The organism is Pseudomonas sp. PGPPP1 (assembly GCF_002255865.1).
Taxonomy (GTDB): Bacteria; Pseudomonadota; Gammaproteobacteria; order Pseudomonadales; family Pseudomonadaceae; genus Aquipseudomonas; species Aquipseudomonas cremoris.
Window position 1 is genome coordinate 44,629 of record NZ_NKIG01000033.1, and the last position, 26,884, is coordinate 71,512.

Below are 26,884 nucleotides of genomic sequence, written 5' to 3' on the forward strand. Positions count from 1 at the left end.
CGCTCACTACATCAGGCGGGCACTTCGTCCAGCAGCAGGCGTTGGCGTACCACGTCCACCAGCTTGTCGGGCTGGAATTTGGACAGGAAATTGTCGCAGCCGACCTTCTTCACCATCGAATCGTTGAAGCTGCCCGACAACGATGTGTGCAGCACCACGTAGAGCCCGCGCAGGCGTGGGTCGTTGCGAATCTCGGTGGTGAGGCGGTAACCGTCCATCTCGGGCATTTCGGCGTCGGTGAAGATCATCAGCAGCTTGTCGGTCATCACCTGGCCCGTGTCGGCCCAGGCCTTGAGCATGTTCAGCGCCTTGAGGCCGTCGCTGGCGATGTGCATTTTCACTCCCAGTTGGCCGAGGGTATCGCGCAGTTGCGAGAGGGCCACGTTGGAGTCGTCCACCAGCAACACTTCGCGGCCACGGGCGCGTTCCAGCACCGGGTCTTCGAGTTTTTCACGGGAGACCTTGGCGTTGTACGGCACGATCTCGGCGAGGACTTTTTCCACGTCGATGATCTCCACCAACTGGTCGTCGACCTTGCTGATGGCCGTGAGGTAATGCTGGCGACCGGCGCTGGCCGGTGGCGGCAGGATGGCTTCCCAGTTCATGTTGACGATGCGGTCTACCCCGCCCACCAGGAACGCCTGCACTGAACGGTTGTACTCGGTAACGATGATGGTGCTGTTGGGGCCAGGCACCAGCGGGCGCATGCCGATGGCCTGGGACAGGTCGATCACCGGCAGGGTCTGGCCGCGCAAGTTGACCACGCCGCAGACAAAGGGATGACGCTGTGGCATCAGGGTCAATTTGGGCAGTTGCAGCACTTCCTGCACTTTGAACACGTTGATCGCGAACAGCTGCCGCCCGGCCAGGCGAAACATGAGGATTTCCAGGCGATTCTCACCGACCAGTTGCGTGCGTTGATCTACCGTGTCGAGAATGCCGGCCATTAAAAGCTCCTGATGCGCTAAGGGGTTGTGCAACTGACGAAAACGCGTTCGTTCTGATTCAACGCGGCGCCTTTGAATTCTTCGCGAGAGAGCTCGCTCCTACGCTATTTATCGGCGGCGAGCGCCAGATCTTGACCCTGGTAAAATGCCACGTAAATTCATTGATGTCACACTGACATCATGGTTTACTGCGCGGGCCTTCTCATATGGCTTTGCGGCAACGTTGCGCGACATTCAATTCGACGCAAGGTTCCTCTATGTAAGGGATTCCCCTACACACAATCGGGCCCAACCTGATATTCGCGATATCTAATAGCCATTAATGTGACGCCATTCTCAATGCATGAATGGAGTCAGGCTTTTGTTTGCCATCCCAAGCCCTCGGCCCACGGGTCTTCCAGACGTTCACTTGTCGGCAACTGAAGTTGTGCACTTGACCCCACTCATGAGGGGCGTGCGCTGCAGTCGCCCGCATTTCAATAAACGTCCTACTGAAATCTCAGAACGGACCTACAGATTCCAGTCATATTTCAGCGCTAGTTTTAAGCCATTCACCCGGTGCGGCATCTCATCACCCGACCTTATGTTGTGGAGACTTGCATGATGAACAGCGCAAATGAATGGCAAAGCACACTTCCCGAGTTTTTGCTTGAAGCTGAAATGCTGCTGGCCAAGTCGGAAGAATGCTTGAACCACCTGCATCTGATTCGTGACGACAGCGACGCCATTGACTGCATGAAAACCAGCCTGATCAAGTTGGCTGAAAAGGCCGACACCCTGGCCCTGCAGGCGATCAGCGAGTTTTCCCGACATATCCAGTACCTGATCGACAACGCCGCCAGCCCCATGCAGTTGCATGACCAGGCACTGGATGCGTTGCACGCCTGCCTCACCCTGTTGGCCTGGCAATTGGAACTCATCGACTCGCGAACTGGCGAACTGGGTATGGATGACAGCGAACAAGCCACGTTGATTGCGACAGTCACACTGCAAATCCCACAAAAGGATTTCAGTTATAAGCCTCAGCAACGCGTGCATCACGCTTCGTCTTGAAGGGATATCTGGTCGTATTCAAAGCATGAATTGTCTGAAAACGACACAATCAACTAACACCTGGGCTTGAGTTAAGCGCGGAAAGATATCAATTAGCCATTAATGGTAATAACGATACAAACACATTCAAACAATACAACTCCCCCTTTTGATGAACTCTGGCAATACCGCCCAGGGTGTTTACGCGTTTAATAAACCGGCCGGGCACGCCACCAGGCGACCAACGGTTAGAGTGGTGGTACTATGCCCCGCTCGAAGTGACTCAACTTCACCATGCTTAAAACCGATTCGATAGAGCATTCCAAACAGAGCCCCGTCAGCCGCCGTGACCGGACTTCCCGCAGCGAACCTTCATTGGCTCCATCCTCTATGTACGCCAACCTCAAGACACTCATCGCAAGGTCCGCGTCCCGCAGCAATGCACGTCGTTTGATCCTTGCCCTGTGCCTTGGCTCGCTGCTGCTGAGCCTGTGGGCCTACAGTTTTTCCGCGGCCTTGCCTCTGCTGGTGGTCCTTAACCTGGCAACACTGGTGGTGGTCGGCCTGCAACAGTGGCACTCGCGCAAGTCCATCAAGTTCCAGCCCCAGGAACTGGCCGACCGCTTGCTGCAGGTGCAGGAAAACGAACGCCACCGCCTCAGCCGCGAACTGCATGACGATATCGGCCAACTGCTGACTGCCGCGAAGCTGCAAAGCGAATGGCTCAAGCGCCGCCTGCCCGAAGACCTGCAAGACCAGTGCACGGTCCTGTGCAATACCCTCAGTGAAACCCTGGCCAAGGTGCGCGACGTGTCCGCCATCCTTAATCCCCGGCAGTTGGCCAGCCTGGGCCTGGAGGCCAGCCTGCGCGCGCACCTGCTCAAGACCCTGGAAAACACGCCTGTGCACTGGAGCCTGGAGTGCCAGCAACGGCTGACCGGTATCCCCGAAGAAATGGCCGTGGCAGCCTTTCGTATTACCCAGGAAGCGGTAACCAACATGCTCCGCCACGCCCAGGCGCAGAATCTGCTGGTACGTCTGCAACGTTTGCCTGAGGGCCTGTCGCTGACGATCTGCGATGACGGCCAGGGCTTTTCCCCCGCCATCAACCCAGGCCTGGAAGGCCAACGGGGCATGGCGGGGATGTCCGAGCGAATTGATCAACTGGGAGGCTCGTTGTCCGTTAGCAGCCAGCCAGGCAAAGGGACGCGGATCGACGCACTTTTTCCCTGGGCGCCCCGCGCCCTCGAACGGGCCAGTTCCCCTAAGGTTCTCGAGTGACCTGCACATTACTCCTGGTGGATGACCACGCCCTGATCAGGGCCGGCGTACGCGCGCTGGTCCAGGATATTCCCGGCTACCAAGTGGTCGGCGAAGCCAGCGATGGCGCGCAACTGCTTGAACAGTTCAGTGCCTTGCAACCCGATATCGTCCTGCTGGACCTGTCGATGAAGCACACCGGCGGCCTGGACGCCTTGCAACAGCTCAAGCGCGCTTACCCCAAGAGCCGTGTGCTGATTTTGTCGATGCACACCGACCCCGAGTTGATCATGTGCGCGCTGGAGTCCGGCGCCCACGGCTACCTGCTCAAGGACACCAGCGCCAACGAGCTGGAACACGCGCTGCTGGCGTTGCGCAACAACGAGCGCTACCTGAGCCCGGCAATCGCCCACACCGTGATCAACCAGGCGCTGGTGCGCAGCCAGGGACCGACCACGCCCGCTGGCCACAGCCATAACCTCACGGCGCGGCAATTGGAGATTTTGCGGTTGATCGTGCGTGGCAAATCCACCCGCGAAATTGCCCATGGCCTGGGCCTGAGCATCAAGACGGTGGAAGCCCACCGCTCGCAGATCATGAAGCGCCTGCAGATTTTCGACGTGGCGGGCCTGGTGCTATTCGCCGTGCGCGAGCAAATCATCAGCCTGGACGACTAGCGGCGAACCCACCGGCAAGTGCACCCGCAGCGCCTTGGGCAAAGCGGTGAAGCGCAGGTCGTCGCCCTTCAGAGGCTCGCCGTCGAGGTTGATGTACAACCCTTCGGCAACCTTGATCTCCACCCACGGCAAGCGTGCACGCACAAACATATTGTCCAGCCCCCAACCGTCGCTCATCAGCGTGAGCAGCGTGCCCACCACTTCCTGAGGCGCCGGCAGGATGCTGATGTCCAGCAGCCCATCGTCTGCCAATGCGCCGGGGCACAACACGTGCCCGCCACCCGCCTGGCGCCCGTTGCCGATGCCGAGCGCGAGCAGATCGCCCTTCCAGTGAAACCCCGGGCCTTCCAGCTCGCCATAGGCAGCCTTCAACTCGCTGAAGCGCGTCAAGCCGGTGAACAGGTAGGCAGCACCGCCGAGGACTTTCTTCAAATCTTCGGAGGTATTGGCCGTGACCTGGCTACCAAAGCCGCCGGTGGCCATGTTGAGGAAAATCTGCCCACCGGCCTGGCCCAGGTCGATGGCCCTGGCCGGCACATCCAGCAGCGCGAGAGCCGCGTCCGGTTCCAATGGAACCCCTGCCGCACGCGCGAAGTCGTTGGCAGTGCCCAGGGGCATCAGCACCAGGCTGGCGTCAGTCTTGGCCAGGGCCATGGCTTCGGCCACATCGCGCAAGGTGCCGTCGCCGCCGCCGGCAATCAGGTGGGTATAGCCGTCATCGAGGGCTTCGTTGACCAGCCGCTGGGCATCGCCGCCTTCCCACGTCACCCGCACGGCCAGCTCCCAGCCCAGGTCGCGCCTGGCCTGCACGGCAGCGCGCACGTCCTCGTTGAGGGCTTGTTTGCCGTGAAGGATCAACAGGGCCTTGGGGGTGGTCATGGTGGAGTTCTCCTGAGTTCAAAGGTGCTTGAAGGATGTTGACCTTGAACTGATAGGAAAAGTGCAGCTACAAGCTTGTAGCTGCAAGCTTGAAGCTCTTAACTACCCTTGTGCAACTTGCTCATCAACTGCGCCTCGGCCTGGGTCAGGCCGCACGACTGGGTCAATTCATCCACCGTCGCGCCCATGCCCACCAACTTCGCCGCCTGGGCAAATGACAGGCTTGAGGGATCACGCTGCTCGATCTGCGCCAGCTTGTCCGGCAAGGGCCCGAGGATCGCGCGCAGTTCATGCACTTCGTCCCCGACCTTCACCGCGCTCTGCTGGAAGTGGTCGACACGTTTGACCAGCTCCACCAGGCGCCGATCACGCACCGCGTCACGCTCGGCCTGTTGCAAGGCCAACTCCCGCTGCTGGCGCACGTAGCGCAGCACAAACGCCAGCGTCCCGGCCCACAACAGGGCCAGGACAATCACCGCTGCCTCAAGGAACAATCAGATGCTCTCCAGTTCCGACCACTCTTCTTCGCTCATCATCTTGTCCAGCTCAACCAGAATCAGCAGTTCGCCGTTCTTGTTGCACACGCCCTGGATGAACTTGGCGGATTCTTCGTTACCCACGTTCGGCGCGGTTTCCACTTCCGATTGGCGCAGGTAAACCACTTCGGCCACGCTGTCGACCATGATCCCGACCACTTGCTTGTCGGCTTCGATGATGACGATACGGGTGTTGTCGTTGACTTCGGTCGGCACCAGGCCAAAGCGCTGGCGGGTGTCGATCACGGTGACCACGTTGCCGCGCAGGTTGATGATGCCCAGCACATAGCTTGGCGCACCCGGTACCGGGGCAATCTCGGTGTAGCGCAGCACTTCCTGCACGCGCATTACGTTGATGCCGTAGGACTCGTTGTCCAGTTTGAAGGTCACCCATTGCAGGATCGGATCATCCAAACCTTGTGCGGACGCTGACTTGTTCATACCCCTGACCCCTTCAAATGCCGCTGTATGCGGCGTGTATGCTTCATTGGCCACGCAACCGCGTGGCCCTTATTGTTCAATCAACTGCGTTTGGTCACCGGCATCGTCTTGACCGCGCCGCTGGCGATCAACTCGGCCAGTTCGGCGACGTCGAGCAACGCGCACATGTGTTCGATCACGGTGCCCGCCAGCCAAGGCCGTTGGCCCCGGTGGCTGCGCCATTTGATTTCGTTCGGGTCCAGGCGCAACGAGCGGCTGACTTGATGCACCGCCAGCCCCCACTCGTAACCCTGCACCGAGATCACGTATTGCAGGCCCTGGCGGAAATCATCGCGGTAGCGGTCGGGCATCACCCAGCGCGCGGTGTCCAGCACCTTGAGGTTACCAGCCTGGCTGGGCAGGATGCCGAGGAACCACTCTGGCTGGCCGAACAGCGGCGTGAGTTCCTGGCCTTCCAGGGAATAGATCGACCCCAGGCACACCAGCGGCACCGCCAGGGTCAACCCGGCGACATCAAACAGCAGGCATTCGAACGGCTCGGCCGCCCAACTCGGGCGACCGTCGCCGGTCACTGGCGGCGGCGAGATGCTCGGCGGCAGATGAACCTCGACAACCGGCTCGACCACCACAGGCGCCACAGGCACCGCTACTACTGCCACCGGAGCGATCGGCACCACGACGGGCGCGACGACAACGTGAGCATCACGCGCTTGTTCTTCCAATACCGCCAACTGGAATTCATCCAGCGTGCTTTGCGGCTCGATCGCAGGCTCGAGGACCAGGATCGGTGCCGGCAATTCTTCCTCGGTCGCATCCTGCAGCAAGGCATCCAGGTAGGATTCCAGCGCCAGTTGCGGCCGCGTCTTGAGCTCGATAGGCCGGTTCATCACGCCACCTGCGCCACAAGTTGCTGCGACAGCAGATGCTTGAGCAACGCGCGGTAGGCCAGCACGCCACGGCTTTTCGGGTCGAACTGCGACGGCGCGAGGCCTGCGCGGCTGGCGTCGCGCAGGCGCGTGTCCACCGGGATGTAGCCGTTCCAGATGGTGTCCGGGTAAGCATCACGCAGCACGCGCAAGGTGCCGAGGGACGCCTGGGTACGGCGGTCGAACAAGGTCGGCACGATGCTGAACGGCAGCGCCTGTTTGCGCGACCGGTTGATCATCGCCAAGGTGCTGACCATGCGCTCAAGGCCTTTGACCGCCAGGTGCTCGGTCTGCACCGGAATCACCAACTGCTGGCTCGCCGCCAAGGCATTGACCATCAGCACGCCCAACAACGGCGGGCTGTCGATGATCGCGTAGTCGAAGTCCTGCCACAGCTGCGCCAGGGTCTTGGCGATCACCAGGCCCAGGCCGCTCTGCCCCGGCGACTGGCGCTCCAGAGTGGCCAGCGCGGTGCTGGATGGCAGCAGCGAAATGCTTGCATTGCTGGTGGGCAGCAACAGTTGCCCGGGCAGGTCGGCCGGCACGCTGCCCTTGTGCAGGAACAGGTCGTAGTTGCTGTGCTCCAGCGCATCCGGGTCGTAGCCGAAATAGCTGGTCATGGAGCCGTGGGGGTCCAGGTCGACCACGACCACGCGCTTGCCCGCCTCGGCCAGCAAGCCGGCTAAGGCGATGGAGGTGGTGGTCTTGCCGACTCCACCTTTTTGATTGGCAACTGCCCAGACTCTCATTCGGTTGGTTCCTCCCGGCAGGCGCAGGCGCGACCGAGACATTGCATAAGTTATAGAGCCGGTGACGGAGTATTGACGGTGCCCTGACGAACCGGCGGCTTAACAGGAGGCAAAGCAGTTTGTGTGCCAGCGCGCTTTAAGGCGGCGTCCGGTGTTGCATTGGCCGTGCCGGTGCCGGTCAGGCTGCGACGTACATCCAGGTTGCGCGACACCACCAGCACCACCCGGCGGTTCTTCGCGCGACCGTCTGCCGTGGCGTTATTGGCCACCGGTTGGAACTCACCATAGCCCACCGACGCCAGCCGCCCAGGGTTCACGCCCTGCATCGCGAGCATGCGCACGATGCTCGACGCACGTGCCGAGGACAGCTCCCAGTTGGTCGGGTACTGCGCGGTGCTGATCGGGAAATTGTCGGTGAAGCCTTCTACGTGGATCGGGTTCTCAAACGGTTTGAGGATCGCCGCCACCTTGTCGATGATGGTGAACGCCTGGTCGCTCGGCAGCGCGTCGGCACTGGCGAACAACAGGCTGGAATTAAGCTCGATCTCTACCCACAACTCATTGCCGCGCACGGTCATCTGGTTGGAGCTGATCAAGTCGCCAAAGGCTGCGCTAATGTCATCGGCGATGCTTTTCAGCGGGTCGCTGGTACCGCCCACGCCGGCGGCGGTTTCGTCGCTGTCGTTGACCAGCGGCTTGGCCGGGGTGACGGTCTTGGGGCGCTCTTCGCCGATGGGGATCGGCTTGAGGGCGCGATCGGCGTCGTTGAACACCCCGATCAGCGCCTGGGAAATGACTTTGTACTTGCCTTCGTTGATCGACGAGATGGAGTACATCACCACGAAAAAAGCGAACAGCAAGGTGATGAAGTCCGCATAGGACACCAGCCAACGCTCATGGTTGACGTGTTCCTCAGGCTCGCGACGGCGACGGCTCATAGACGATCCTCCCCATCAATCCATGAAGCCCTGGAGCTTCAATTCGATGGAGCGCGGGTTCTCGCCTTCGGCAATCGACAGGATGCCTTCAAGCAGCATTTCGCGATAACGCGACTGGCGCATGGCAATCGACTTGAGCTTGCTGGCCACCGGCAGCAACACCAGGTTGGCACTGGCCACGCCGTAGATGGTGGCGACAAACGCCACGGCAATACCGCTGCCCAGTTGCGACGGATCAGCCAGGTTGCCCATCACGTGGATCAGGCCCATCACCGCGCCGATGATGCCGATGGTCGGCGCGTAGCCGCCCATGCTTTCAAAGACTTTGGCAGCGTTGATATCGCGGCTTTCCTGGGTATAGAAATCCACTTCCAGAATGCTGCGGATGGCTTCCGGTTCGGCGCCGTCTACCAGCAACTGCAGGCCTTTGCGTGCGTAGCTGTCGGGCTCGGCATCGGCCACGCCTTCCAGGCCCAGCAGGCCTTCCTTGCGTGCAGTGAGGCTCCAGTTGACCACGCGGTCGATGCCACCGGGCAGGTCTACGCGTGGCGGGAAAATGATCCACACCAGGATCTGCATGGCGCGCTTGAACGAGCTCAAGGGCGACTGCAACAACGCAGCGCCGACGGTGCCGCCGATCACGATCAACGCCGCCGGGCCGTTGGCCAGGGCGCCAAGGTGGCCGCCTTCGAGGTAGTTGCCGCCAATGATTGCGACAAACGCCATGATGATGCCGATCAGGCTTAAAACATCCATCAGAGGCAGGCCTCCACCAGATGCTTGCCGATGTCGTCCAGGCTATAGACGGCGTCGGCCAGGTCAGCCTTGACGATGGCCATGGGCATGCCATAGATCACGCAACTGGCTTCGTCCTGGGCCCAGATGGCACTGCCGCCCTGTTTGAGCAGGCGCGCGCCTTCGCGGCCATCGGCGCCCATGCCGGTGAGCACCACCGCCAGAACTTTGTCGCCGTAGGACTTGGCTGCCGAACCGAAGGTGATATCCACGCACGGCTTGTAGTTCAGGCGTTCATCGCCCGGCAGGATTTTGATCGCGCCACGGCCGTCCACCATCATCTGCTTGCCACCCGGAGCCAACAGCGCCAAACCAGGACGCAAGATATCGCCATCCTCGGCTTCCTTGACGCTGATGCGGCACAGCTTGTCCAGGCGCTCGGCGAAGGCCTTGGTGAACGCGGCCGGCATGTGCTGGACCAACACGATCGGCGCAGGGAAGTTGGCCGGCAATTGGGTCAGCACACGTTGCAGGGCAACCGGGCCGCCGGTAGAGGTGCCGATGGCGACCAGCTTGTAAGCCTTGCGCTTGGGCGCCGGCGAATGCGCTGTCGCAGCAGGTGCAGGCGCACGTACAGGCGCTACCGCAGGCCGTGGAACGGGCGCAGGTGCTGGACGTGCAAACGATGAAGTCGGCGCGGTCGACGTAGCCACCGGTGCAGGCGCCGGGGCTGGCGCACTGAACAGACTGCGACGGTTACTGCGGGAAATGCTGTGGACTTTCTCGCACAGCAGTTGCTTGACCTTCTCGGGGTTGCGCGAGATGTCTTCGAAGTTCTTCGGCAGGAAGTCCACCGCGCCAGCGTCCAGCGCGTCGAGGGTTACCCGGGCGCCTTCGTGGGTCAGCGAGGAGAACATCAACACCGGGGTCGGGCAGCGCTGCATGATGTGCCGGACGGCCGTGATGCCATCCATCATCGGCATCTCGTAGTCCATGGTGATCACGTCAGGTTTCAACGCAATGGCTTGATCGATCGCCTCTTTGCCGTTGGTGGCCGTGCCGACCACCTGGATCGTTGGATCGGCGGAAAGAATTTCCGAGACGCGGCGGCGGAAGAAACCCGAATCGTCCACCACCAGGACCTTGACTGCCATAAACACTCCGTTAGGCGGGGCGGGCAAACCGCCCTGCCCCACCAGAATCAAATACGCCGAGCGGCGTAACGCTTGAGCATGCTCGGAACATCGAGAATCAGCGCGATCCGACCGTCACCGGTAATGGTCGCACCCGACATGCCCGGGGTTCCCTGCAGCATTTTGCCCAAAGGCTTGATGACCACTTCTTCCTGGCCCACCAGTTGATCGACGACAAAGCCGATGCGCTGGGTGCCCACGGAGAGAATCACCACATGGCCTTCGCGCTGCTCTTCATGCTTGGCCGATGCCACCAGCCAGCGCTTGAGGTAGAACAGTGGCAACGCCTTGTCGCGCACGATCACCACTTCCTGGCCGTCCACCACGTTGGTGCGCGACAGGTCGAGGTGGAAGATCTCGTTGACGTTGACCAGCGGGAAAGCGAACGCCTGGTTGCCCAGCATCACCATCAGGGTTGGCATGATCGCCAAGGTCAACGGCACCTTGATCACGATCTTCGAGCCCTGGCCCTTGGTCGAGTAGATATTGATCGAGCCATTGAGCTGGCTGATCTTGGTCTTCACCACGTCCATGCCCACACCACGGCCGGACACATCGGAAATCTCGGTCTTGGTCGAGAAGCCCGGGGCGAAGATCAGGTTGTAGCACTCGGTGTCGGTCAGGCGGTCGGCGGCGTCCTTGTCCATCACGCCCCGCTTGACCGCGATGTTGCGCAGGATGGTCGGGTCCATGCCCTTGCCGTCATCGGTGATCGACAGCAGGATATGGTCGCCTTCTTGCTCGGCCGCCAGAATCACCTTGCCGTTGCGGGACTTGCCCGAGGCTTCGCGCTCTTCCGGGGTTTCCACGCCGTGGTCGACCGCGTTGCGCACCAAGTGGACCAGCGGGTCGGCCAGGGCCTCGACAAGGTTTTTGTCGAGGTCGGTTTCTTCACCCACCAGTTCCAGGTTGATCTCTTTCTTCAATTGGCGCGCCAAGTCGCGAACCAAACGCGGGAAGCGGCCGAAGACTTTCTTGATCGGCTGCATCCGCGTTTTCATCACGGCGGTCTGCAGATCGGCCGTCACCACGTCCAGGTTCGACACGGCCTTTTGCATGGCTTCATCGCCGCTGCTCAGGCCCAGGCGCACCAGGCGGTTACGCACCAACACCAGTTCGCCCACCATGTTCATGATGTCGTCCAGGCGTGCGGTATCCACCCGCACGGTGGTTTCGGCTTCGCTGGCGGCCTTTTCGGCAACCGGAGCCGCTGCGGCACGTGCTGGAGCAGGCGCTGGGGCAGGTGCAGGTTTGGCGGCGACAGGCGCAGCGGCCTTGGCGGCAACCGGAGCCGGCGCGGCAACGGCGGCTGCGGCAGCCGGGGCCACTTCGGTGAACTTGCCCTTGCCGTGCAACTCGTCCAACAGGGACTCGAACTCGTGATCGGAGATCAGGCCGTCGCCGGCCGGCTCAACACTGGCAGCAGGCGCTGCAGCAGTCGCAGCGATTTCCGGCAAGGCGTCGGCCACGAAGGTGCCCTTGCCGTGCAGTTGGTCGAGCAGCGCTTCGAATTCATCGTCGGTAATGTCGGTGCTGGCACTAGCCGCAGGGGCTTCTGGCGCAGCGGCAGTGGCCACCGCATCGGCCGCGAACTGGCCTTTGCCGTGCAACTGGTCGAGCAGGGATTCAAACTCTGCGTCGGTAATGTCTTCGCTGGTCGGTGCCGCAACGGGCGCAGCTGGCGCTTCTGCCTCGGCCTTCACGGCACTGAGGGAGTTGAGCAGCTGTTCGAACTCGCTGTCGGTCACATCCGGCTCTGCTTCAACGACAGCGACCGCCACCTCGACAACCGGCGCGGGCGAGTTGTCGGCAGGTTCCGCCAGGCGCGCCAGGGCGGCCAGCAGTTCCGGGGTGGCCGCAGTGATCGGTGCACGTTCGCGCACTTCGCTGAACATGCCGTTGACTGCATCCAGTGCTTCGAGAATCACGTCCATCAATTCCGAATCAACGTGACGCTCACCCTTGCGCAGGATGTCGAACACGTTCTCGGCGATGTGGCAGCACTCCACCAGCTCATGGAGCTGGAGGAAGCCGGCGCCCCCTTTTACAGTGTGAAAACCGCGAAAAATTGCATTGAGCAGGTTCGCATCATCCGGTCGGCTTTCCAGCTCGACCAGTTGCTCGGACAACTGCTCTAAAATTTCGCCGGCCTCTACAAGGAAATCCTGAAGGATTTCTTCATCGGCGCCGAAGCTCATGTGGGTGCTCCTTAGAAGCCTAAACTGGATAACAGGTCATCAACATCATCTTGACCCGATACAACGTCTTCACGTTTATCGGCATGAATCTGCGGACCTTCACCCTTGGCGAGATGTTTTTGCGGATCTTTTTCCGAGAGGATCGCTTCGCGGTCATGTTCGATGCCGGCAAAACGGTCAACCTGGCCTGCCATGAGCACCAATTTGAGCAAATTGCTTTCCACTTCGGTGACCAGCTGGGTCACGCGCTTGATCACCTGACCGGTGAGGTCCTGGTAATCCTGGGCCAGCAGAATGTCGTTGAGGTTGCTGGAAACCGTGCGGTTCTCCTGCTCGCTGCGAGACAGAAAACCTTCAACCCGACGCGCCAACTCACGAAACTCTTCAGCCCCCACTTCACGGCGCATGAAGCGGCCCCAGTCAACGCTGAGGGCCTGGGCTTCAGTGGCCATGCCGTTGACCAGAGGCGTGGCGTTTTCCACCAGGTCCATGGTGCGATTAGCCGCCGCCTCAGTCAGCCTGACCACATAGGACAGGCGTTCGGTGGCATCCGTAATTTGCGAGATTTCCTCGGCCTGGGGCATGTGCGGGTCAATCTGAAAATTGACGATCGCACTGTGCAGCTCGCGTGTGAGCTTGCCCACTTCCTGGTACAGGCCGCGGTCACGGGTCTGGTTGAGCTCATGGATTAACTGCACCGCGTCGCCGAACTGGCCTTTTTCAAGGCTGTCGACCAACTGGTGAGCATGCTTTTTCAGGGTCGACTCGAAGTCTCCCTGTGATGTTTCTTTATGCTCCATAGCTCCCCCGCGATGGCATTAGCCGTGGATGCGTTCGAAGATTTTCTCGATCTTCTCTTTCAAGGCCAGTGCAGTGAAAGGCTTGACCACGTAACCGTTGACCCCGGCCTGGGCGGCTTCGATGATCTGCTCACGCTTGGCTTCGGCGGTCACCATCAGCACAGGAAGGCTGCGCAGTTTTTCGTCAGCGCGCACGTGGCGCAGCAAGTCGATACCGGTCATGCCCGGCATGTTCCAGTCCGTTACCAGAAAGTCGATGCTCCCGCTGTTGAGGATCGGAATCGCCGTAATGCCGTCATCCGCCTCGACCGTGTTTGTGAACCCAAGGTCACGCAACAGGTTTTTTATGATCCGCCGCATCGTTGAGAAGTCATCAACGATGAGGATTTTCATGTTCTTGTCCAATTCGACCTCCAAGCAGTCTTAAACGCGCCCAGCACCTGGACGCGCCATTTCAATCAACAGGCATTACACAAAAAGGACTGCCGGGGTACCACGGAGCGCCCCCGCGAAAGCCTGCGGCTTCACGGTCTCGTCTGCAGTGTCCCCACACTGCCTGTCAGCGCGCTCGCCACTCTCCCAAACGCCCCCGCAAGCGGGCTGCGCACTGGCTGTGCAACTGGCTGACTCGTGATTCGCTGACCCCCAGGACCTCACCGATTTCCTTGAGGTTCAGCTCTTCGTCGTAGTACAGCGCCAACACCAGTCGCTCACGCTCCGGCAAATTGGCTATCGCGTCCGCCAACGCCCCCTGGAAGCGTTCATCTTCCAGGTCGCGCGACGGCTCAAGATGAGCACTCGCGCCGTCCTCGTGCAGCCCTTCGTGTTCGCCGTCCTGCAAGAGGTCGTCGAAACTGAACAGGCGGCTGCCCAAGGTATCGTTCAAAATCCCGTAGTAATCGTCGAGACTCAATTGGAGTTCGGCCGCAACTTCATGATCTTTAGCGTCGCGACCGGTTTTTGCTTCAATTGCGCGAATTGCATCACTGACCATGCGCGTATTGCGATGCACCGAACGCGGTGCCCAGTCACCTTTACGGACCTCGTCGAGCATCGCACCCCGGATACGGATACCCGCATACGTCTCGAAACTCGCCCCCTTGCTCGCGTCGTATTTGGTCGACACTTCGAGCAGGCCGATCATGCCCGCCTGGATCAGGTCTTCGACCTGGACGCTGGCGGGCAGGCGTGCCAGCAGGTGATAGGCGATGCGCTTGACCAGCGGCGCGTAGCGCTCGATCAACTCGCCCTGGCTGTCACGGGCAGACTTCTTGTACGCGTTGTAGCCGGTCGCTGTCATAGCACGGGTCCTGCGCTCGTCTGATGCACCAATCGCTCGACGAAAAACTCCAGATGCCCCCGAGGGTTGGCGGGCAATGGCCAGGTATCGACCTTCTGGGCAATGGCCTTGAACGCCAGTGCGCATTTCGAACGAGGGAACGCTTCATAGACCGCACGCTGCTTTTGCACGGCCTTGCGCACACACTCGTCATAGGGAACTGCGCCGACATATTGTAAGGCGACATCGAGGAAGCGATCCGTGACCTTGGTCAACTTCGCGAACAGGTTTCGCCCTTCCTGCGGGCTTTGGGCCATGTTGGCCAATACGCGGAAGCGGTTCATGCCGTAGTCACGGTTAAGCAGTTTGATCAGGGCGTAGGCGTCGGTGATCGAGGTGGGTTCATCGCAGACCACCAGCAGGACTTCCTGCGCCGCGCGCACAAAGCTGACCACGGACTCGCCGATCCCGGCGGCGGTGTCGATCACCAGCACGTCGAGGTTGTCGCCAATATCGCTGAACGCCTGGATCAGGCCGGCATGCTGCGCCGGGCTCAGGTGCACCATGCTCTGGGTACCGGAGGCGGCCGGTACGATGCGGATGCCACCCGGGCCCTGGAGCAGCACATCGCGCAGCTCGCAGCGCCCTTCGATGACATCGGCGAGGGTGTGTTTGGGTGTCAGCCCGAGCAGAACGTCGACGTTCGCCAGCCCCAGGTCAGCATCCAGCAGCATGACGCGACGGCCAAGCTCTGCCAGGGCCAGGGACAAATTCACTGACACGTTAGTTTTCCCGACGCCACCTTTGCCGCCGGTCACCGCGATCACCTGTACGGGATGCATGCTGCCCATTTTATTTCTTTACCTTGTCTTGCTTAGACGCAGGCTACATGGCTTGGCCGCGTGTATCTTGCAGACCATCGATGTAGGTACATTTCACGGTGTTCGTCCTGCCCTCAACCCACCCGCTTTGCCGGGTTGTGGTAAAGGTCGGCGAACATATCGGCCATCGCTTCCTCGCTAGGCTCTTCTTGCATTTGCACACTGACTGCACGGCTGACCAACTGATGACGACGCGGCAGATGCAGGTCATCCGGAATCCGCGGGCCATCGGTCAGGTAGGCGACCGGCAATTCGTGGCTGATAGCCAGGCTCAACACCTCGCCAAGGCTCGCGGTTTCATCCAGTTTAGTCAGGATGCAACCGGCCAGCCCGCAACGTTTGTAGCTGTGGTACGCAGCCGTCAGAACCTGTTTCTGGCTAGTGGTTGCAAGCACCAGGTAATTTTTTGACTTGATGCCACGTCCGGCCAGGCTTTCCAACTGCATGCGCAGCGCCGGATCACTGGCTTGCAGGCCGGCGGTATCGATCAGCACCACGCGTTTGCGCAGCAATGGGTCGAGGGCGTTGGCCAGGGACTGGCCCGGATCGACGTGGGTCACCGACACATTGAGGATGCGCCCCAAGGTCTTGAGCTGCTCCTGGGCACCGATACGATAGCTGTCCATGCTCACCAGCGCGATATTCTGCGCGCCGTACTTGAGCACGTAACGCGCCGCCAGCTTGGCCAGGGTGGTGGTCTTGCCCATGCCGGCAGGGCCGACCATGGCGATCACACCGCCCTCTTCCAGGGGTTCGATTTCCGGGGTGACGATCATCCGCGCCAAATGGGCCAGCAACATGCGCCAGGCCTGGCGAGGTTCTTCGATTTCGGTGGTCAACGCCAGCAGGTCGCGGGACAACGGGCCGGACAGGCCAATGCGTTGCAGGCGGCGCCACAGGTTGGCCTGTTGCGGCTTGCTGCCTTGCAACTGCGACCATGCCAGCGAGCCCAGCTGCACTTCCAGCAGTTCGCGCAGGCCATTGAGTTCAAAGCGCATCGAGTCGAACACGCGCGCATCGACTGCGGCGGCCGGGGCTGGCGCGGCAGGACGTGGCGGCTCGACAAAGGTCGGCTCAACCAGCGGCTCGGCAGCCGTCAGCGGCAAGCCGGCGAACAACTGGCGATTGGTGGTGGCGTCGCTGTCGCCACGCATGCTCAGCTCAGCCTGGGCCGAGACGATGCGCGAGGCGGTCTTGCGCAGCTCGTCTTCAAGCTCCATGTTCGGCACGCGGGGCGCCAGTGCCTGGGGGGTGTAATCCAGGGCAGCCGTCAGCTCGACACCGCCGGCAATACGACGGTTACCGATAATCGCGGCGTCGGCGCCCAGCTCATCACGTACCAGTTTCATGGCCTGACGCATATCGGCGGCGAAAAAACGCTTAACTTGCATAACCCACTACCTCAGCCGTTGGGCCCTACTGTCGCGACGATAGTCACTTGCTTGTTGTCAGGAATTTCCTGATAAGCCAAAACGTGCAAATTCGGAACTGCCAGGCGTCCAAACCGCGACAACATCGCTCGGACCGGGCCCGCCACCAGCAGAATCACCGGTTGGCCCTGCATTTCCTGGCGCTGCGCGGCGTCGATCAACGAACGCTGCAGTTTTTCAGCCATGCTTGGCTCCAGCAGAACGCCCTCTTCCTGGCCTTGTCCTGCCTTCTGGATACTATTGAGCAATATTTGTTCCAACCTTGGTTCCAAGGTGATCACAGGCAGCTCAGACTCAGTGCCTACAATGCTTTGCACGATTGCACGCGACAATCCGACGCGCACCGAAGCCACCAGGGCGGCAGTATCTTGACTCTTGGCGGCATTGTTGGCGATGGCCTCGGCAATGCTGCGGATGTCGCGCACCGGCACTTGTTCGGCCAACAGCGCCTGCAACACCTTGAGCAGTTGCGACAACGACAGCACACCCGGCACCAGTTCTTCGGCCAATTTTGGCGAGGCTTTGGCCAGCAAACCCATCAATTGCTGGACTTCCTCGTGGCCGATCAGCTCGTGGGAGTGCTTGTACAGGATCTGGTTGAGGTGAGTCGCAACCACGGTGCTGGCGTCGACCACGGTGTAACCCAGGGACTGCGCCTGGCTGCGCTGGCTGATTTCGATCCACACCGCGTCCAGGCCAAAAGCCGGATCTTTGGCGGTTATGCCGTTGAGACTGCCGAACACCTGGCCGGGGTTGATTGCCAGCTCGCGGTCCGGGTAGATCTCGGCTTCGGCCAGGATCACTCCCATCAGGGTCAGGCGGTAGGCGCTTGGGGCCAGGTCGAGGTTGTCGCGGATGTGCACGGTGGGCATCAGGAAGCCCAAGTCCTGGGACAATTTCTTGCGCACGCCTTTGATCCGCGCGAGCAATTGGCCGCCCTGGTTGCGGTCCACCAAAGGAATCAGACGGTAGCCCACTTCCAGGCCGATCATGTCGATTGGGGTCACGTCGTCCCAGCCAAGCTCCTTGGTTTCCTGGGCGCGGGCCGGGGATGGCAGCAATTCTTGCTGGCGGGCGACTTCCTGCTGGGCAATCACTTTGACCTGGTTCTGCTTTCTCCAGAACAGGTACGCACCGCCAGCCGCCATGGCCGCCATGCTGAGGAACGACACATGCGGCATGCCCGGCACGATCCCCATGATCGCCATGATGCCTGCCGCCACCGCCAGCGCTTTGGGCGATGCGAACATCTGCCGGCTGATCTGCTTGCCCATGTCTTCGGAGCCCGACGCACGGGTCACCATGATGGCCGCTGCTGTAGATAACAACAGTGATGGCAATTGCGCCACTAAACCGTCACCGATGGTCAGCAACGCGTAGACCTTGCCCGCATCGCCGAAGGTCATGCCGTGCTGGAAGATCCCGACCGCCATGCCGCCAATCAGGTTGATGAACAGAATCAGCAGGCCGGCAATGGCGTCGCCGCGTACGAATTTGCTGGCACCGTCCATGGAGCCGTAGAACTCGGCTTCCTGGGCCACTTCCAGGCGACGGGATTTGGCTTGGTTCTGATCGATCAGGCCGGCGTTGAGGTCGGCGTCAATGGCCATCTGCTTGCCGGGCATGGCGTCGAGGGTAAACCGCGCACTCACCTCGGAGATTCGCCCGGCGCCCTTGGTCACCACGACGAAGTTGATGATCATCAAGATCGCAAACACCACGATACCGACCACGTAGTTACCGCCGATCACCACCTCACCGAAAGCCTGGATCACCTTACCGGCAGCGGCGTGGCCGTCCTGGCCGTGGAGCATCACCACGCGGGTCGAGGCCACGTTCAACGCCAGCCGCAGCAGCGTCGCCACCAGCAGGATCGTGGGGAATACCGCAAAGTCCAGCGGCCGCAGCGCGTACACGCACACCAGCAGGACCACGACGGACAGGGCAATGTTGAAGGTGAAGAACACGTCCAACAGGAACGGCGGCATCGGCAACATCATCATTGCCAGCATCACCAGCAACAACAACGGCACACCCAGATTGCCCCGCGACAAGTCAGTCAGGGTGCCACGGGCCGTGCTGAGCATTTGAGAGCGATCTACCACCGGTATTCCTCGTGTTCCTTGAAGCAAAGTTTTGACGCGGTTTGGCGTCTTGCAGGCGGTATTGCAAGAAGCCTTCCAACTTTTGCCTTGAAGAGACGAGTCGGTGTTTTCTAAACGCTCTGCACCTATGGGGAAGGAGTTACCTCAATGGCTTGCAGCCCCTTGGGACCGTTCGCAAGCACATAGCTGACCTTTTGATTTTCTTCCAGAGTCTTGAAGCCCTCGGCGCTTATTCCCGAAAAATGCACAAACACATCGTCTGAACCATCATCCGGCTTGATAAAACCGAAGCCCTTCTCTGCGTTGAACCACTTCACTGAACCCGTCGCCATCGCCTTCTCCAGACTCATAGTTTGAGGACACGCACTTCATCAAACCGTTTCGAAATAAGGATGGCTACTGTCAACGTTGACAGGTCGAGGGGGATTTACGACGAGCGGTAAACGTCAAACGGGCTGACAAATCAAGAATCGCGGCGCAGTTCCGGCGGAATCGGCAGATCCTTCAGCGGATCAGGCCGCTTGCCCTTGCCCGCGCGGTACTGGCGAATCTGATAGACATACGCCAGCACCTGGGCCACGGCCAGGTACAACCCGGCTGGGATCTCCTGGTCGAGTTCCGTGGAATAGAAGATCGACCGCGCCAATTCCGGCGACTCCAGCAACAGGATGTCATTGGCCACCGCAATTTCGCGAATCTTCAATGCGGTAAAGTCGCTGCCCTTGGCCAGCAGCATCGGCGCCCCGCCCTTCTCCGGGTCGTACTTGAGGGCCACGGCGTAGTGCGTCGGGTTGGTGATGACCACATCGGCGTCGGGCACCGAGGCCATCATCTTGCGCTGGGACATTTCCCGTTGCAGCTGGCGAATGCGCTGCTTGACCTCGGGGCGACCTTCCTGGTCCTTGTGCTCATCGCGCACTTCCTGCTTGGTCATCAGCAGTTTCTTGTGGCTTTCCCACAGCTGGATCGGTGCATCGATGGCCGCAATGATGATCAACCCGGCGGCCATCCACAGTGCGCTCCAACCCACCACCTGTACGCTGTGGATGATCGCCGACTCCAGTGGTTCATGCGCGATACGCAGCAGGTCGTCGATGTCGGAGGTCAACACCATCAGCGCCACGAACAGGATCAGAATGAACTTGGCCAAGGCCTTGAGCAGCTCCACCAAGGCCTTGGCGGAGAACATGCGCTTGAGCCCCGCCGCCGGGTTCATCCGGCTGAACTTGGGCGCCATGCTGCCGGCAGCAAATAACCAGCCGCCCAACGCAACCGGGCCGATCAGCGCGGCCAACAGCAAGGTGATGAGGATGGGCTGCACCGCCAGGATCGCGATCTTGCCCGAATGCAGCAGGTATTGGCCCATGGCACCGGGGCTTAGCAACACCTCGCGTGGCAAGGTGAAGTTGAGCTTCATCAACTCCATCAGGTCCAGCGCCAAGCCGCCGCCGTAGATCAGCAACGCGCCGGCCCCCGCCATCATGGTCGCAACGGTGTTCAGCTCTTTAGAGCGCGCAATCTCGCCCTTTTCCCTGGAGTCCTTTTTTCGTTTCTCCGTGGGGTCTTCTGTTTTGTCCTGACCACTCTCGCTCTCGGCCATGGCTCAGCGCGCCCGTGCCAGGTCACGTAAGAACTGCAAGGCGTCAGTCGCCAGCGGTTGATACTGATTGAGAATGTCAGCCAGGCCGATCCAGAAAATCCCCATGCCCAACACCAGAGTCAGGGGGAAGCCGATGGAGAAGATATTCAACTGGGGCGCGGCGCGGGTCATCACGCCGAATGCGATGTTGACCACCAGCAATGCGGTGATTGCCGGCAGCACCAGCAGCAGCGATGCGCCCAATACCCAACCGAGGCGCCCAACCATTTCCCAGAAATGATTGACCACCAGACCCGAGCCCACCGGCAACGTGGTGAAGCTCTCGGTCAGCACCTCGAAAGCCACCAAGTGCCCATTCATTGCCAGGAACAGCAAGGTCACCAGCATGGTCAGGAATTGCCCGATCACCGCTGCCGACACACCGTTGGTAGGGTCGACCATGGACGCGAAACCCATGCCCATCTGGATCGAAATGATTTGCCCGGCAATCACAAATGCCTGGAAGAACAGCGTGAGGGAAAACCCCAGCATGGCGCCGATGAGGATCTGTTCGGCAATCAGCAGCAACGCACTCAGGTCGATGGCATTGACCGGCGGCATCGCCGGCAAGCCGGGCACGATCACCACGGTAATCGCCACCGCGAAGTACAGGCGCACGCGGCGGGGTACCAGGGTGGTGCCGAACACCGGCATGGCCATCAACATCGCCGTGACGCGAAACAGCGGCAGGATGAAAGACGCCACCCAGGTGCTGATCTGGACGTCGGTCAATGCCAGCAAAGACTGCATCGGGTCAGCCGATCAACTGCGGAATACTGCCGTACAGCTGCAGGATGTATTCCATGAAAGTTTGCACCAGCCACGGGCCAGCAACGATCAGGGTGATCAGCATCACCAGCAGGCGCGGCAGGAAGCTCAAGGTCTGTTCGTTGATTTGGGTCGCGGCCTGGAACATCGCCACCAGCAGGCCCACCAACAGGCTCGGCACCACCAACACGGCGACCATCATGGTGGTCAACCACAGCGCTTCACGGAACAGGTCGACGGCGACTTCTGGCGTCATGGCGCTATACCCCTCCGAAACTGCCGGCCAACGTGCCGATAATCAGCGCCCAGCCGTCCACCAGCACAAACAGCATGATCTTGAATGGCAACGAGATGATCAGCGGCGACAGCATCATCATACCCATGGCCATCAGCACGCTCGCCACGACGAGGTCGATGATCAGGAACGGGATAAAGATCATGAAGCCGATCTGGAACGCGGTTTTCAGTTCCGAGGTCACGAACGCCGGCACCAGGATGGTCAGGGGAGCCTGGTCCGGGGTAGCGATGTCGGTACGCTTGGACAAGCGCATGAACAGCTCAAGGTCGCTGGAACGAGTCTGCGACAGCATGAAGTCCTTGATCGGGCCTTGGGCCTTGTCGATGGCGTCCTGGGCGGTCATCTTCTCCGCGAGGTAAGGCTGCAGGGCTTGCTGGTTCACCTTGTCGAACACCGGCGCCATGATGAACAGCGTCAGGAACAGGGCCATGCCGGTGAGGATCTGGTTCGACGGCGTCTGCTGCAGGCCGAGGGCCTGGCGCAGGATCGAGAACACGATGATGATCCGCGTGAAGCTGGTCATCAGCATGACGAACGCCGGGATAAAACTCAGCGCGGTCATGATCAGCAGGATCTGCAGGCTGACCGAATACTCCTGTGCGCCTGCCGCATTGGTACCCAAGGTGATCGCCGGGATCGACAACGGGTCGGCGGCCAGCGCCAATGGCGCGACCAGCAACAGCATGAGCGTCAATAAAACGCGCATTACTTCTTATCCTTCTGATCCTTGCCCAGCAACTCCATGAGGCGCTGGGCGAATTCTGGCGTGGCGGACTGGGACTGGTCCACGTTCACCGGTGTCTTGAGCACGTGCAACGGGGTGATGCGACCAGGCGTAAGGCCCAGCAGGATCTGCTCTTCGCCCACTTGCACCAGCACCAGCCGATCACGCGGGCCCAGGGCACGCGAACCGACCAACTCGATCACCTGGCCGTTGCCCGGACCGACGCGCTGCACGCGGCGCATCAGCCAGGCGAGCACGAAGATCAAGCCGACCACCAGCAACAGGCCCAGCACCAGTTGGGTCAACTGGCCACCGAGGCTGGCCGGTGCGGCGGCGGCAGCCTGAGCCACAGGCTCCGCTGCCAGAACGTCCAATGGCAGCGTTGCCAACAGTCCCACCATCAGCCGTTTCATATCAGCGCAACTTCTTGATGCGTTCGCTCGGGCTGATCACGTCGGTCAGGCGGATGCCGAACTTTTCGTTGACCACCACCACTTCGCCGTGGGCAATCAGGGTGCCGTTGACCAGTACGTCCAGCGGTTCACCGGCCAGGCGGTCCAACTCGATCACCGAGCCCTGGTTGAGTTGCAGCAGGTTGCGGATGTTGATTTCGGTGCTGCCCACTTCCATGGAGATCGACACCGGGATGTCGAGGATCACATCCAGGTTCGGGCCGTCGAGGGTCACCGGGTCGTTGTTCTTCGGCACGCTGCCGAACTCTTCCATCGGCAAGCGATTGCCTACTGGCGCGGTGGCGGCGTCAGCGGCCAGCAGTGCGTCGATATCGTCCTGGCCAACATCGCCGGTTTCTTCCAGGGCTGCCGCCCATTCGTCAGCCAGGGCCTGGTCTTCGGCGGAAGTGTTTTCGTGTTCGGTAGCCATTACATGTCCTCGGCGCAGCAAAAATTAATGTTGATCAGCGGCGGTTGATCGGTTCGACCACTTGAAGAGCGAGGTTGCCTTTGTGGGAACCCAGCTTGACCTTGAACGACGGCACGCCGTTGGCGCGCATGATCAGTTCTTCCGGCAACTCCACCGGGATCACATCCCCCGGCTGCATGTGCAAAATGTCCCGCAGGCGCAATTGGCGACGGGCAACGGTGGCACTCAGCGGCACGTCGACGTCCAGCAGGTCTTCGCGCAGGGCCTTGACCCAGCGCTCGTCCTGATCGTCCAGGTCGGACTGGAAGCCGGCGTCGAGCATTTCGCGCACCGGCTCGATCATCGAGTACGGCATGGTCACGTGCAGGTCACCGCCACCGCCATCGAGCTCGATGTGGAAGGTGGACACCACAATGGCTTCGCTGGGGCCGACGATGTTGGCCATGGCCGGGTTCACTTCCGAGTTGATGTACTCGAAGTTGACTTCCATGATCGCCTGCCAGGCTTCCTTCAAGTCGATGAAGGCTTGCTCCAGCACCATGCGCACCACCCGCAATTCGGTGGGGGTGAACTCACGGCCTTCGATCTTGGCGTGACGGCCGTCGCCACCGAAGAAGTTGTCCACCAGCTTGAACACCAGCTTGGCGTCGAGGATGAACAGTGCGGTACCGCGCAGCGGCTTGATCTTGACCAGGTTGAGGCTGGTGGGCACGTACAGCGAGTGCACGTATTCGCCAAACTTCATCACCTGCACGCCGCCCACCGCCACGTCCGCCGAGCGGCGCAGCATGTTGAACATGCTGATACGGGTGTAGCGGGCGAAACGCTCGTTGATCATCTCCAGGGTCGGCATGCGTCCGCGGACGATGCGATCCTGGCTGGTCAGGTCATAACTTTTGACACTGCCGGGTTCGGCAGCCATTTCGGTCTGTACCAGACCGTCGTCGACGCCATGGAGCAGCGCGTCGATTTCATCCTGGGACAGCAGGTCTTGCACGGCCATGTCGTGTTCCTACTGCAATACGAAATTAGTGAAGAGCGCCTGCTCGACCACGACTTTGCCAAGCTCTTTCTGGGCCACTTCCTGCACGCTGGCAGTGACCTTCTGGCGCAGCATTTCCTGGCCTACCGGGGTGGCAAGAGTGTCGAAGCTCTGCCCGGAGAACAGCATCACCAGGTTGTTGCGGATCACCGGCATGTGCACCTTGAGGGCATCCAGGTCCGACTGGTTACGCGCCAGCAAGGTGATACTCACCTGCAGGTAGCGTTGACGACCGTTCTGATTGAAGTTGGCGACAAAGGCCGGGAGCATCGGCTCGAAGATTGCCGGTTGCTTGACGTTACTGGCGGTTTCGGCGGCAGGGGCCGGTTTGCTGGCACTGCTGTGCATGATGTACCAGGTGCCACCCACCGAGGCGCCGATGGCCAGGAGCAGGCCCACGACTATCAACAAGATGAGCTTGAGCTTGCCTTTGCCTGCGGGTGCTTTTGCTGCGTCGTCGCTCTTCGCCATGCCAATAATCCGTCACTATTCGGGGATTCATAGATCTACGGAAAGGCAAGAGCAAGTGTTATGCCAGAGTTGTCTGGAAGAGGTTGCACCACAAATCAAATGTGGGAGCTGGCTTGCCTGCGATGGCGGCGGTTCAGCTAGCATCTCTGCCGCTGATACACCGCCATCGCAGGCAAGCCAGCTCCCACATGAACCGCGATTAAACGGGGATCAGGCGTAGTAATCGACGGCGCTAGAGCCGATCACTGTAGACGTCACCGGCGCGACTGCCTCGGCAACGTCGGCATGGGCACCGCTGTCGCTATCAGCCCCACGCCCACTGCTGCCGCGAACACCCTGTGTCTGCGCCTGCTGCTGTTGCTGCTCCTGACCCCGGGACTGATCGGACACATTAACGTCCACCTGTCCCATGCCCTGCTGGGCAAACATTTCCCGCAGGCGGCCAGACTGGCTTTCCAGCGCTTCACGCACCACCGGGTGGGCGCTCATGAAGTTGACCTGGGCTTGCTGGTCGGCCGTCATGTTGACCTTGATATCCAGGCGACCCAATTCAGCTGGCTGCAACTGGATCTCCGCCGACTTGAGGTTGGCGCTGGACAGGTACATCACGCGGTTGACGATTTCATCGGTCCAGCCGCTCTGGTGCATGGCCAACGGCGCATTCGTCACCGGCGGCAATGCGTTGGCGGTCTTCGGCGTGGCGGCCTGGGTCAGCGCGGCCAGGCGGTTGGCGAAGTCATCGACACGGGTGTCGCTGCTGGCCTCTTTCAAATCCTTGAGACCGCCTTCGATCAATCCGCTGAAGGCTTTGTCGCCGCCCTGGTCAGTGCTGTCCTTGGCGGCTTGCTGGTCGACCATATTGGCCAGGCCAGCGGCAAAATTCTGCGCGGCGGTCGGCTGATCCTGAGCCGGCGGCGGTGCGGTTTTCACCGGTGCCTGGCTGCTGGCGGACACGTGACCGCCCTGCTCCATGGCCAGGCGTACGGCGGGCATGGCATCCAGGGGATCGGCTTCGGGGTCAAACGCCGGCTTGGCCTCTTCGGTGGCGGCAATCGGCGCCGCAACCACTGGCTGAGCCTTGTCATCCTTGGCAGCAGGCGCAGGCGTCGGGGTTTCCACCGGCACGGGCACGACCACCGGAGTGACGGCGGCAATCATGGCCGGGTCTACCACCGGATCAGTCGGGGGTTGTTGCACCAGGCTTGGATCGACCGGTGCGTCGTCATCCTTGCTGGCGCTGTCGTCGGGCTTGGCCGGCGGATTGGCAGGCAAGGGATTGCCGCTATCGGCAACCGCTGGCGTGCTGGCGGCAGGCTTGTCGTCACTGGCAGCCGGTTTGGCGCTGGCGTCGGCAGGCTTGTCCCGCGTGGGTTTTGGCGAGTTGTCGTCGGTTTTGACCGAGGGTTTGGAACCCTGGCTGGCGAACACCTGAGCGAAGCCAGGGCCCTTGTCCCGTGGGTCCGCAGCCGCTACCGGTGGGGTGGCGGCGGGCGCTTGAGGCTTGGCCGCAGGGGCAGCCTGAAGAAGCGAATTCGGGGCGACTGGCATAGGTAAAGGTCTCCACTGCATGGGGATCGGGGATGCAGTATCAGGAGGTAGAGCAAGAGTTGGGCCAGGTTTTGGGGATTGCGTTTTATGGAGTACATATCCGTTATTTGGGTAACGGCGGCTATTGGTTCCGCTCTTACAGCGGGTCACTTTTGGAAAGAGCCCAAAAGTAACCAAAAGGCTCTTGCCCCACCACTCGGTGTCGCGCCTAGGCTCGACATGCCCTCACTCCGGCTTGAATCCGTGGGCCGCCGTCATGGGCCATCCTTGGCCCAGGACGGCTAACCCGGCGTCCTGCCGGGTTACCCACGGATTCAAGCCTGCGTTCGGCCAGCGTGGTTTAACGGGGCGCCTAAGATCAAAATCAAGATCAAAAACAGAGCCAGAGCAGACCTCTGTCTGCCTGATACATGGAGATCCAAATGTGGGAGCGGGCTTGCTCGCGAATGCAGTGTGTCAGTCAACAAATTCATTGCTGATCCACCGCATTCGCGAGCAAGCCCGCT

The 26,884-nt window shown here is 60.8% G+C and carries 29 protein-coding genes; 3 read left to right on the forward strand and 26 right to left on the reverse strand.

Translation table 11 applies throughout. The features are described 5' to 3' along the window. Positions 1-11: 11 nt before the first annotated feature. Positions 12-947, reverse strand: a complete 936-nt coding sequence (locus tag CFE47_RS26630) for a chemotaxis protein CheV (RefSeq protein WP_185703702.1) — start codon at positions 945-947, stop codon at positions 12-14. A 600-nt stretch (positions 948-1,547) separates the two neighbouring features. Here CFE47_RS26630 and CFE47_RS26635 point away from each other — a divergent pair. The 3 genes from CFE47_RS26635 to CFE47_RS26645 all read left to right on the forward strand — a co-directional run bounded on the left by CFE47_RS26635 (position 1,548) and on the right by CFE47_RS26645 (position 3,916). After that, positions 1,548-2,000, forward strand: coding sequence for a hypothetical protein (locus CFE47_RS26635; RefSeq protein WP_286841624.1), 453 nt, complete (start codon positions 1,548-1,550; stop codon positions 1,998-2,000). Positions 2,001-2,369: 369 nt separating this feature from the next. After that, positions 2,370-3,260, forward strand: coding sequence for a sensor histidine kinase (locus CFE47_RS26640; RefSeq protein WP_286841651.1), 891 nt, complete (start codon positions 2,370-2,372; stop codon positions 3,258-3,260). Further along, positions 3,257-3,916 (forward strand): response regulator transcription factor, encoded by a 660-nt coding sequence (locus tag CFE47_RS26645; protein ID WP_286841626.1) that lies wholly within the window; start codon positions 3,257-3,259, stop codon positions 3,914-3,916. Before CFE47_RS26640 ends, CFE47_RS26645 begins: the two co-directional genes overlap by 4 nt. Here CFE47_RS26645 and yegS read toward each other — a convergent pair. The 25 genes from yegS to CFE47_RS26770 all read right to left on the reverse strand — a co-directional run bounded on the left by yegS (position 3,875) and on the right by CFE47_RS26770 (position 26,378). Further along, positions 3,875-4,795 (reverse strand): lipid kinase YegS, encoded by a 921-nt coding sequence (yegS, locus tag CFE47_RS26650; RefSeq protein WP_286841628.1) that lies wholly within the window; start codon positions 4,793-4,795, stop codon positions 3,875-3,877. The two genes, CFE47_RS26645 and yegS, sit on opposite strands and share 42 nt — an antisense overlap. 98 nt (positions 4,796-4,893) lie before the next feature. Further along, positions 4,894-5,289, reverse strand: a complete 396-nt coding sequence (locus CFE47_RS26655; RefSeq protein ID WP_286841630.1) for a DUF2802 domain-containing protein — start codon at positions 5,287-5,289, stop codon at positions 4,894-4,896. Then, positions 5,290-5,772 (reverse strand): chemotaxis protein CheW, encoded by a 483-nt coding sequence (locus CFE47_RS26660; RefSeq protein ID WP_010564003.1) that lies wholly within the window; start codon positions 5,770-5,772, stop codon positions 5,290-5,292. 80 nt (positions 5,773-5,852) lie between these two features. Continuing rightward, positions 5,853-6,659, reverse strand: coding sequence for a CheW domain-containing protein (locus tag CFE47_RS26665; protein WP_286841633.1), 807 nt, complete (start codon positions 6,657-6,659; stop codon positions 5,853-5,855). Further along, positions 6,659-7,447, reverse strand: coding sequence for a ParA family protein (locus CFE47_RS26670; protein ID WP_185703689.1), 789 nt, complete (start codon positions 7,445-7,447; stop codon positions 6,659-6,661). The genes CFE47_RS26665 and CFE47_RS26670 overlap by 1 nt, the downstream gene beginning before the upstream one ends. A gap of 50 nt (positions 7,448-7,497) precedes the next feature. Beyond that, the gene (gene motD, locus CFE47_RS26675) at positions 7,498-8,385 is read right to left on the reverse strand and encodes a flagellar motor protein MotD (RefSeq protein ID WP_185703687.1); all 888 of its coding nucleotides are present in this window, start codon (positions 8,383-8,385) and stop codon (positions 7,498-7,500) included. A gap of 15 nt (positions 8,386-8,400) precedes the next feature. After that, entirely contained in the window at positions 8,401-9,141 is a 741-nt protein-coding gene (locus tag CFE47_RS26680) for a flagellar motor protein (RefSeq protein ID WP_010208778.1), read from the reverse strand. Then, complete coding sequence (locus tag CFE47_RS26685) at positions 9,141-10,274, reverse strand: protein-glutamate methylesterase/protein-glutamine glutaminase (RefSeq protein ID WP_286841637.1); 1,134 nt, start codon at positions 10,272-10,274, stop codon at positions 9,141-9,143. Before CFE47_RS26685 ends, CFE47_RS26680 begins: the two co-directional genes overlap by 1 nt. A gap of 47 nt (positions 10,275-10,321) precedes the next feature. Further along, positions 10,322-12,511: a chemotaxis protein CheA gene (locus tag CFE47_RS26690; RefSeq protein WP_286841638.1), complete on the reverse strand. Its 2,190-nt coding sequence runs from the start codon at positions 12,509-12,511 to the stop codon at positions 10,322-10,324. Positions 12,512-12,522: 11 nt separating this feature from the next. Continuing rightward, positions 12,523-13,311, reverse strand: a complete 789-nt coding sequence (locus CFE47_RS26695; RefSeq protein ID WP_025855886.1) for a protein phosphatase CheZ — start codon at positions 13,309-13,311, stop codon at positions 12,523-12,525. Between the two features lie 18 nt (positions 13,312-13,329). Continuing rightward, positions 13,330-13,704, reverse strand: a complete 375-nt coding sequence (locus CFE47_RS26700; protein WP_015885173.1) for a chemotaxis response regulator CheY — start codon at positions 13,702-13,704, stop codon at positions 13,330-13,332. 166 nt (positions 13,705-13,870) lie between these two features. Then, positions 13,871-14,611, reverse strand: a complete 741-nt coding sequence (fliA, locus tag CFE47_RS26705) for an RNA polymerase sigma factor FliA (protein ID WP_135292003.1) — start codon at positions 14,609-14,611, stop codon at positions 13,871-13,873. Continuing rightward, positions 14,608-15,441: a flagellar synthesis regulator FleN gene (fleN, locus tag CFE47_RS26710; protein ID WP_003192912.1), complete on the reverse strand. Its 834-nt coding sequence runs from the start codon at positions 15,439-15,441 to the stop codon at positions 14,608-14,610. Before fleN ends, fliA begins: the two co-directional genes overlap by 4 nt. Positions 15,442-15,545: 104 nt before the next feature. Beyond that, positions 15,546-16,862 (reverse strand): flagellar biosynthesis GTPase FlhF, encoded by a 1,317-nt coding sequence (gene flhF, locus CFE47_RS26715; protein ID WP_286841641.1) that lies wholly within the window; start codon positions 16,860-16,862, stop codon positions 15,546-15,548. 11 nt (positions 16,863-16,873) lie between these two features. Next, positions 16,874-18,988 (reverse strand): flagellar biosynthesis protein FlhA, encoded by a 2,115-nt coding sequence (gene flhA / locus CFE47_RS26720; RefSeq protein ID WP_185704358.1) that lies wholly within the window; start codon positions 18,986-18,988, stop codon positions 16,874-16,876. A 143-nt stretch (positions 18,989-19,131) separates the two neighbouring features. Further along, positions 19,132-19,338, reverse strand: coding sequence for a cold-shock protein (locus CFE47_RS26725; protein ID WP_286841643.1), 207 nt, complete (start codon positions 19,336-19,338; stop codon positions 19,132-19,134). 131 nt (positions 19,339-19,469) lie between these two features. Next, positions 19,470-20,606, reverse strand: a complete 1,137-nt coding sequence (flhB, locus tag CFE47_RS26730) for a flagellar biosynthesis protein FlhB (RefSeq protein ID WP_185703679.1) — start codon at positions 20,604-20,606, stop codon at positions 19,470-19,472. A gap of 3 nt (positions 20,607-20,609) precedes the next feature. Continuing rightward, positions 20,610-21,395, reverse strand: coding sequence for a flagellar biosynthetic protein FliR (gene fliR / locus CFE47_RS26735; protein ID WP_185703677.1), 786 nt, complete (start codon positions 21,393-21,395; stop codon positions 20,610-20,612). A 4-nt stretch (positions 21,396-21,399) separates the two neighbouring features. Further along, a complete protein-coding gene (fliQ, locus tag CFE47_RS26740) occupies positions 21,400-21,669 on the reverse strand; it encodes a flagellar biosynthesis protein FliQ (protein WP_003214552.1) in 270 nt (89 codons plus the stop codon). Between the two features lie 4 nt (positions 21,670-21,673). Continuing rightward, the gene (fliP, locus tag CFE47_RS26745) at positions 21,674-22,417 is read right to left on the reverse strand and encodes a flagellar type III secretion system pore protein FliP (protein ID WP_185703675.1); all 744 of its coding nucleotides are present in this window, start codon (positions 22,415-22,417) and stop codon (positions 21,674-21,676) included. Beyond that, positions 22,417-22,848, reverse strand: a complete 432-nt coding sequence (gene fliO, locus CFE47_RS26750; RefSeq protein ID WP_286841645.1) for a flagellar biosynthetic protein FliO — start codon at positions 22,846-22,848, stop codon at positions 22,417-22,419. The genes fliP and fliO overlap by 1 nt, the downstream gene beginning before the upstream one ends. Before the next feature lies 1 nt (position 22,849). Further along, positions 22,850-23,317, reverse strand: coding sequence for a flagellar motor switch protein FliN (fliN, locus tag CFE47_RS26755; protein WP_003214557.1), 468 nt, complete (start codon positions 23,315-23,317; stop codon positions 22,850-22,852). Between the two features lie 34 nt (positions 23,318-23,351). Next, a complete protein-coding gene (fliM, locus tag CFE47_RS26760; RefSeq protein WP_105523143.1) occupies positions 23,352-24,320 on the reverse strand; it encodes a flagellar motor switch protein FliM in 969 nt (322 codons plus the stop codon). A gap of 9 nt (positions 24,321-24,329) precedes the next feature. Continuing rightward, positions 24,330-24,830: a flagellar basal body-associated protein FliL gene (gene fliL / locus CFE47_RS26765; protein WP_185703671.1), complete on the reverse strand. Its 501-nt coding sequence runs from the start codon at positions 24,828-24,830 to the stop codon at positions 24,330-24,332. 210 nt (positions 24,831-25,040) lie between these two features. Further along, entirely contained in the window at positions 25,041-26,378 is a 1,338-nt protein-coding gene (locus tag CFE47_RS26770; RefSeq protein WP_286841649.1) for a flagellar hook-length control protein FliK, read from the reverse strand. Positions 26,379-26,884 lie beyond the last annotated feature (506 nt).

What these genes read in the sequence shown, in the direction of transcription:
- fliN (WP_003214557.1), bottom strand. Translation starts at nt 23,317, where the DNA reads ATGGCTACCGAACACGAAAACACTTCCGCCGAAGACCAGGCCCTGGCT.
- motD (WP_185703687.1), bottom strand. Translation starts at nt 8,385, where the DNA reads ATGAGCCGTCGCCGTCGCGAGCCTGAGGAACACGTCAACCATGAGCGT.
- CFE47_RS26770 (WP_286841649.1), bottom strand. Translation starts at nt 26,378, where the DNA reads ATGCCAGTCGCCCCGAATTCGCTTCTTCAGGCTGCCCCTGCGGCCAAG.
- CFE47_RS26700 (WP_015885173.1), bottom strand. Translation starts at nt 13,704, where the DNA reads ATGAAAATCCTCATCGTTGATGACTTCTCAACGATGCGGCGGATCATA.
- CFE47_RS26640 (WP_286841651.1), top strand. Translation starts at nt 2,370, where the DNA reads ATGTACGCCAACCTCAAGACACTCATCGCAAGGTCCGCGTCCCGCAGC.
- CFE47_RS26680 (WP_010208778.1), bottom strand. Translation starts at nt 9,141, where the DNA reads ATGGATGTTTTAAGCCTGATCGGCATCATCATGGCGTTTGTCGCAATC.
- flhB (WP_185703679.1), bottom strand. Translation starts at nt 20,606, where the DNA reads ATGGCCGAGAGCGAGAGTGGTCAGGACAAAACAGAAGACCCCACGGAG.
- fliR (WP_185703677.1), bottom strand. Translation starts at nt 21,395, where the DNA reads ATGCAGTCTTTGCTGGCATTGACCGACGTCCAGATCAGCACCTGGGTG.
- CFE47_RS26630 (WP_185703702.1), bottom strand. Translation starts at nt 947, where the DNA reads ATGGCCGGCATTCTCGACACGGTAGATCAACGCACGCAACTGGTCGGT.
- fleN (WP_003192912.1), bottom strand. Translation starts at nt 15,441, where the DNA reads ATGGGCAGCATGCATCCCGTACAGGTGATCGCGGTGACCGGCGGCAAA.
- CFE47_RS26635 (WP_286841624.1), top strand. Translation starts at nt 1,548, where the DNA reads ATGATGAACAGCGCAAATGAATGGCAAAGCACACTTCCCGAGTTTTTG.
- CFE47_RS26685 (WP_286841637.1), bottom strand. Translation starts at nt 10,274, where the DNA reads ATGGCAGTCAAGGTCCTGGTGGTGGACGATTCGGGTTTCTTCCGCCGC.
- CFE47_RS26725 (WP_286841643.1), bottom strand. Translation starts at nt 19,338, where the DNA reads ATGGCGACGGGTTCAGTGAAGTGGTTCAACGCAGAGAAGGGCTTCGGT.
- yegS (WP_286841628.1), bottom strand. Translation starts at nt 4,795, where the DNA reads ATGACCACCCCCAAGGCCCTGTTGATCCTTCACGGCAAACAAGCCCTC.
- fliP (WP_185703675.1), bottom strand. Translation starts at nt 22,417, where the DNA reads ATGCGCGTTTTATTGACGCTCATGCTGTTGCTGGTCGCGCCATTGGCG.
- fliL (WP_185703671.1), bottom strand. Translation starts at nt 24,830, where the DNA reads ATGGCGAAGAGCGACGACGCAGCAAAAGCACCCGCAGGCAAAGGCAAG.
- CFE47_RS26670 (WP_185703689.1), bottom strand. Translation starts at nt 7,447, where the DNA reads ATGAGAGTCTGGGCAGTTGCCAATCAAAAAGGTGGAGTCGGCAAGACC.
- CFE47_RS26690 (WP_286841638.1), bottom strand. Translation starts at nt 12,511, where the DNA reads ATGAGCTTCGGCGCCGATGAAGAAATCCTTCAGGATTTCCTTGTAGAG.
- CFE47_RS26695 (WP_025855886.1), bottom strand. Translation starts at nt 13,311, where the DNA reads ATGGAGCATAAAGAAACATCACAGGGAGACTTCGAGTCGACCCTGAAA.
- CFE47_RS26660 (WP_010564003.1), bottom strand. Translation starts at nt 5,772, where the DNA reads ATGAACAAGTCAGCGTCCGCACAAGGTTTGGATGATCCGATCCTGCAA.
- fliM (WP_105523143.1), bottom strand. Translation starts at nt 24,320, where the DNA reads ATGGCCGTGCAAGACCTGCTGTCCCAGGATGAAATCGACGCGCTGCTC.
- fliQ (WP_003214552.1), bottom strand. Translation starts at nt 21,669, where the DNA reads ATGACGCCAGAAGTCGCCGTCGACCTGTTCCGTGAAGCGCTGTGGTTG.
- flhA (WP_185704358.1), bottom strand. Translation starts at nt 18,988, where the DNA reads ATGCTCAGCACGGCCCGTGGCACCCTGACTGACTTGTCGCGGGGCAAT.
- fliO (WP_286841645.1), bottom strand. Translation starts at nt 22,848, where the DNA reads ATGAAACGGCTGATGGTGGGACTGTTGGCAACGCTGCCATTGGACGTT.
- flhF (WP_286841641.1), bottom strand. Translation starts at nt 16,862, where the DNA reads ATGCAAGTTAAGCGTTTTTTCGCCGCCGATATGCGTCAGGCCATGAAA.
- fliA (WP_135292003.1), bottom strand. Translation starts at nt 14,611, where the DNA reads ATGACAGCGACCGGCTACAACGCGTACAAGAAGTCTGCCCGTGACAGC.
- CFE47_RS26665 (WP_286841633.1), bottom strand. Translation starts at nt 6,659, where the DNA reads ATGAACCGGCCTATCGAGCTCAAGACGCGGCCGCAACTGGCGCTGGAA.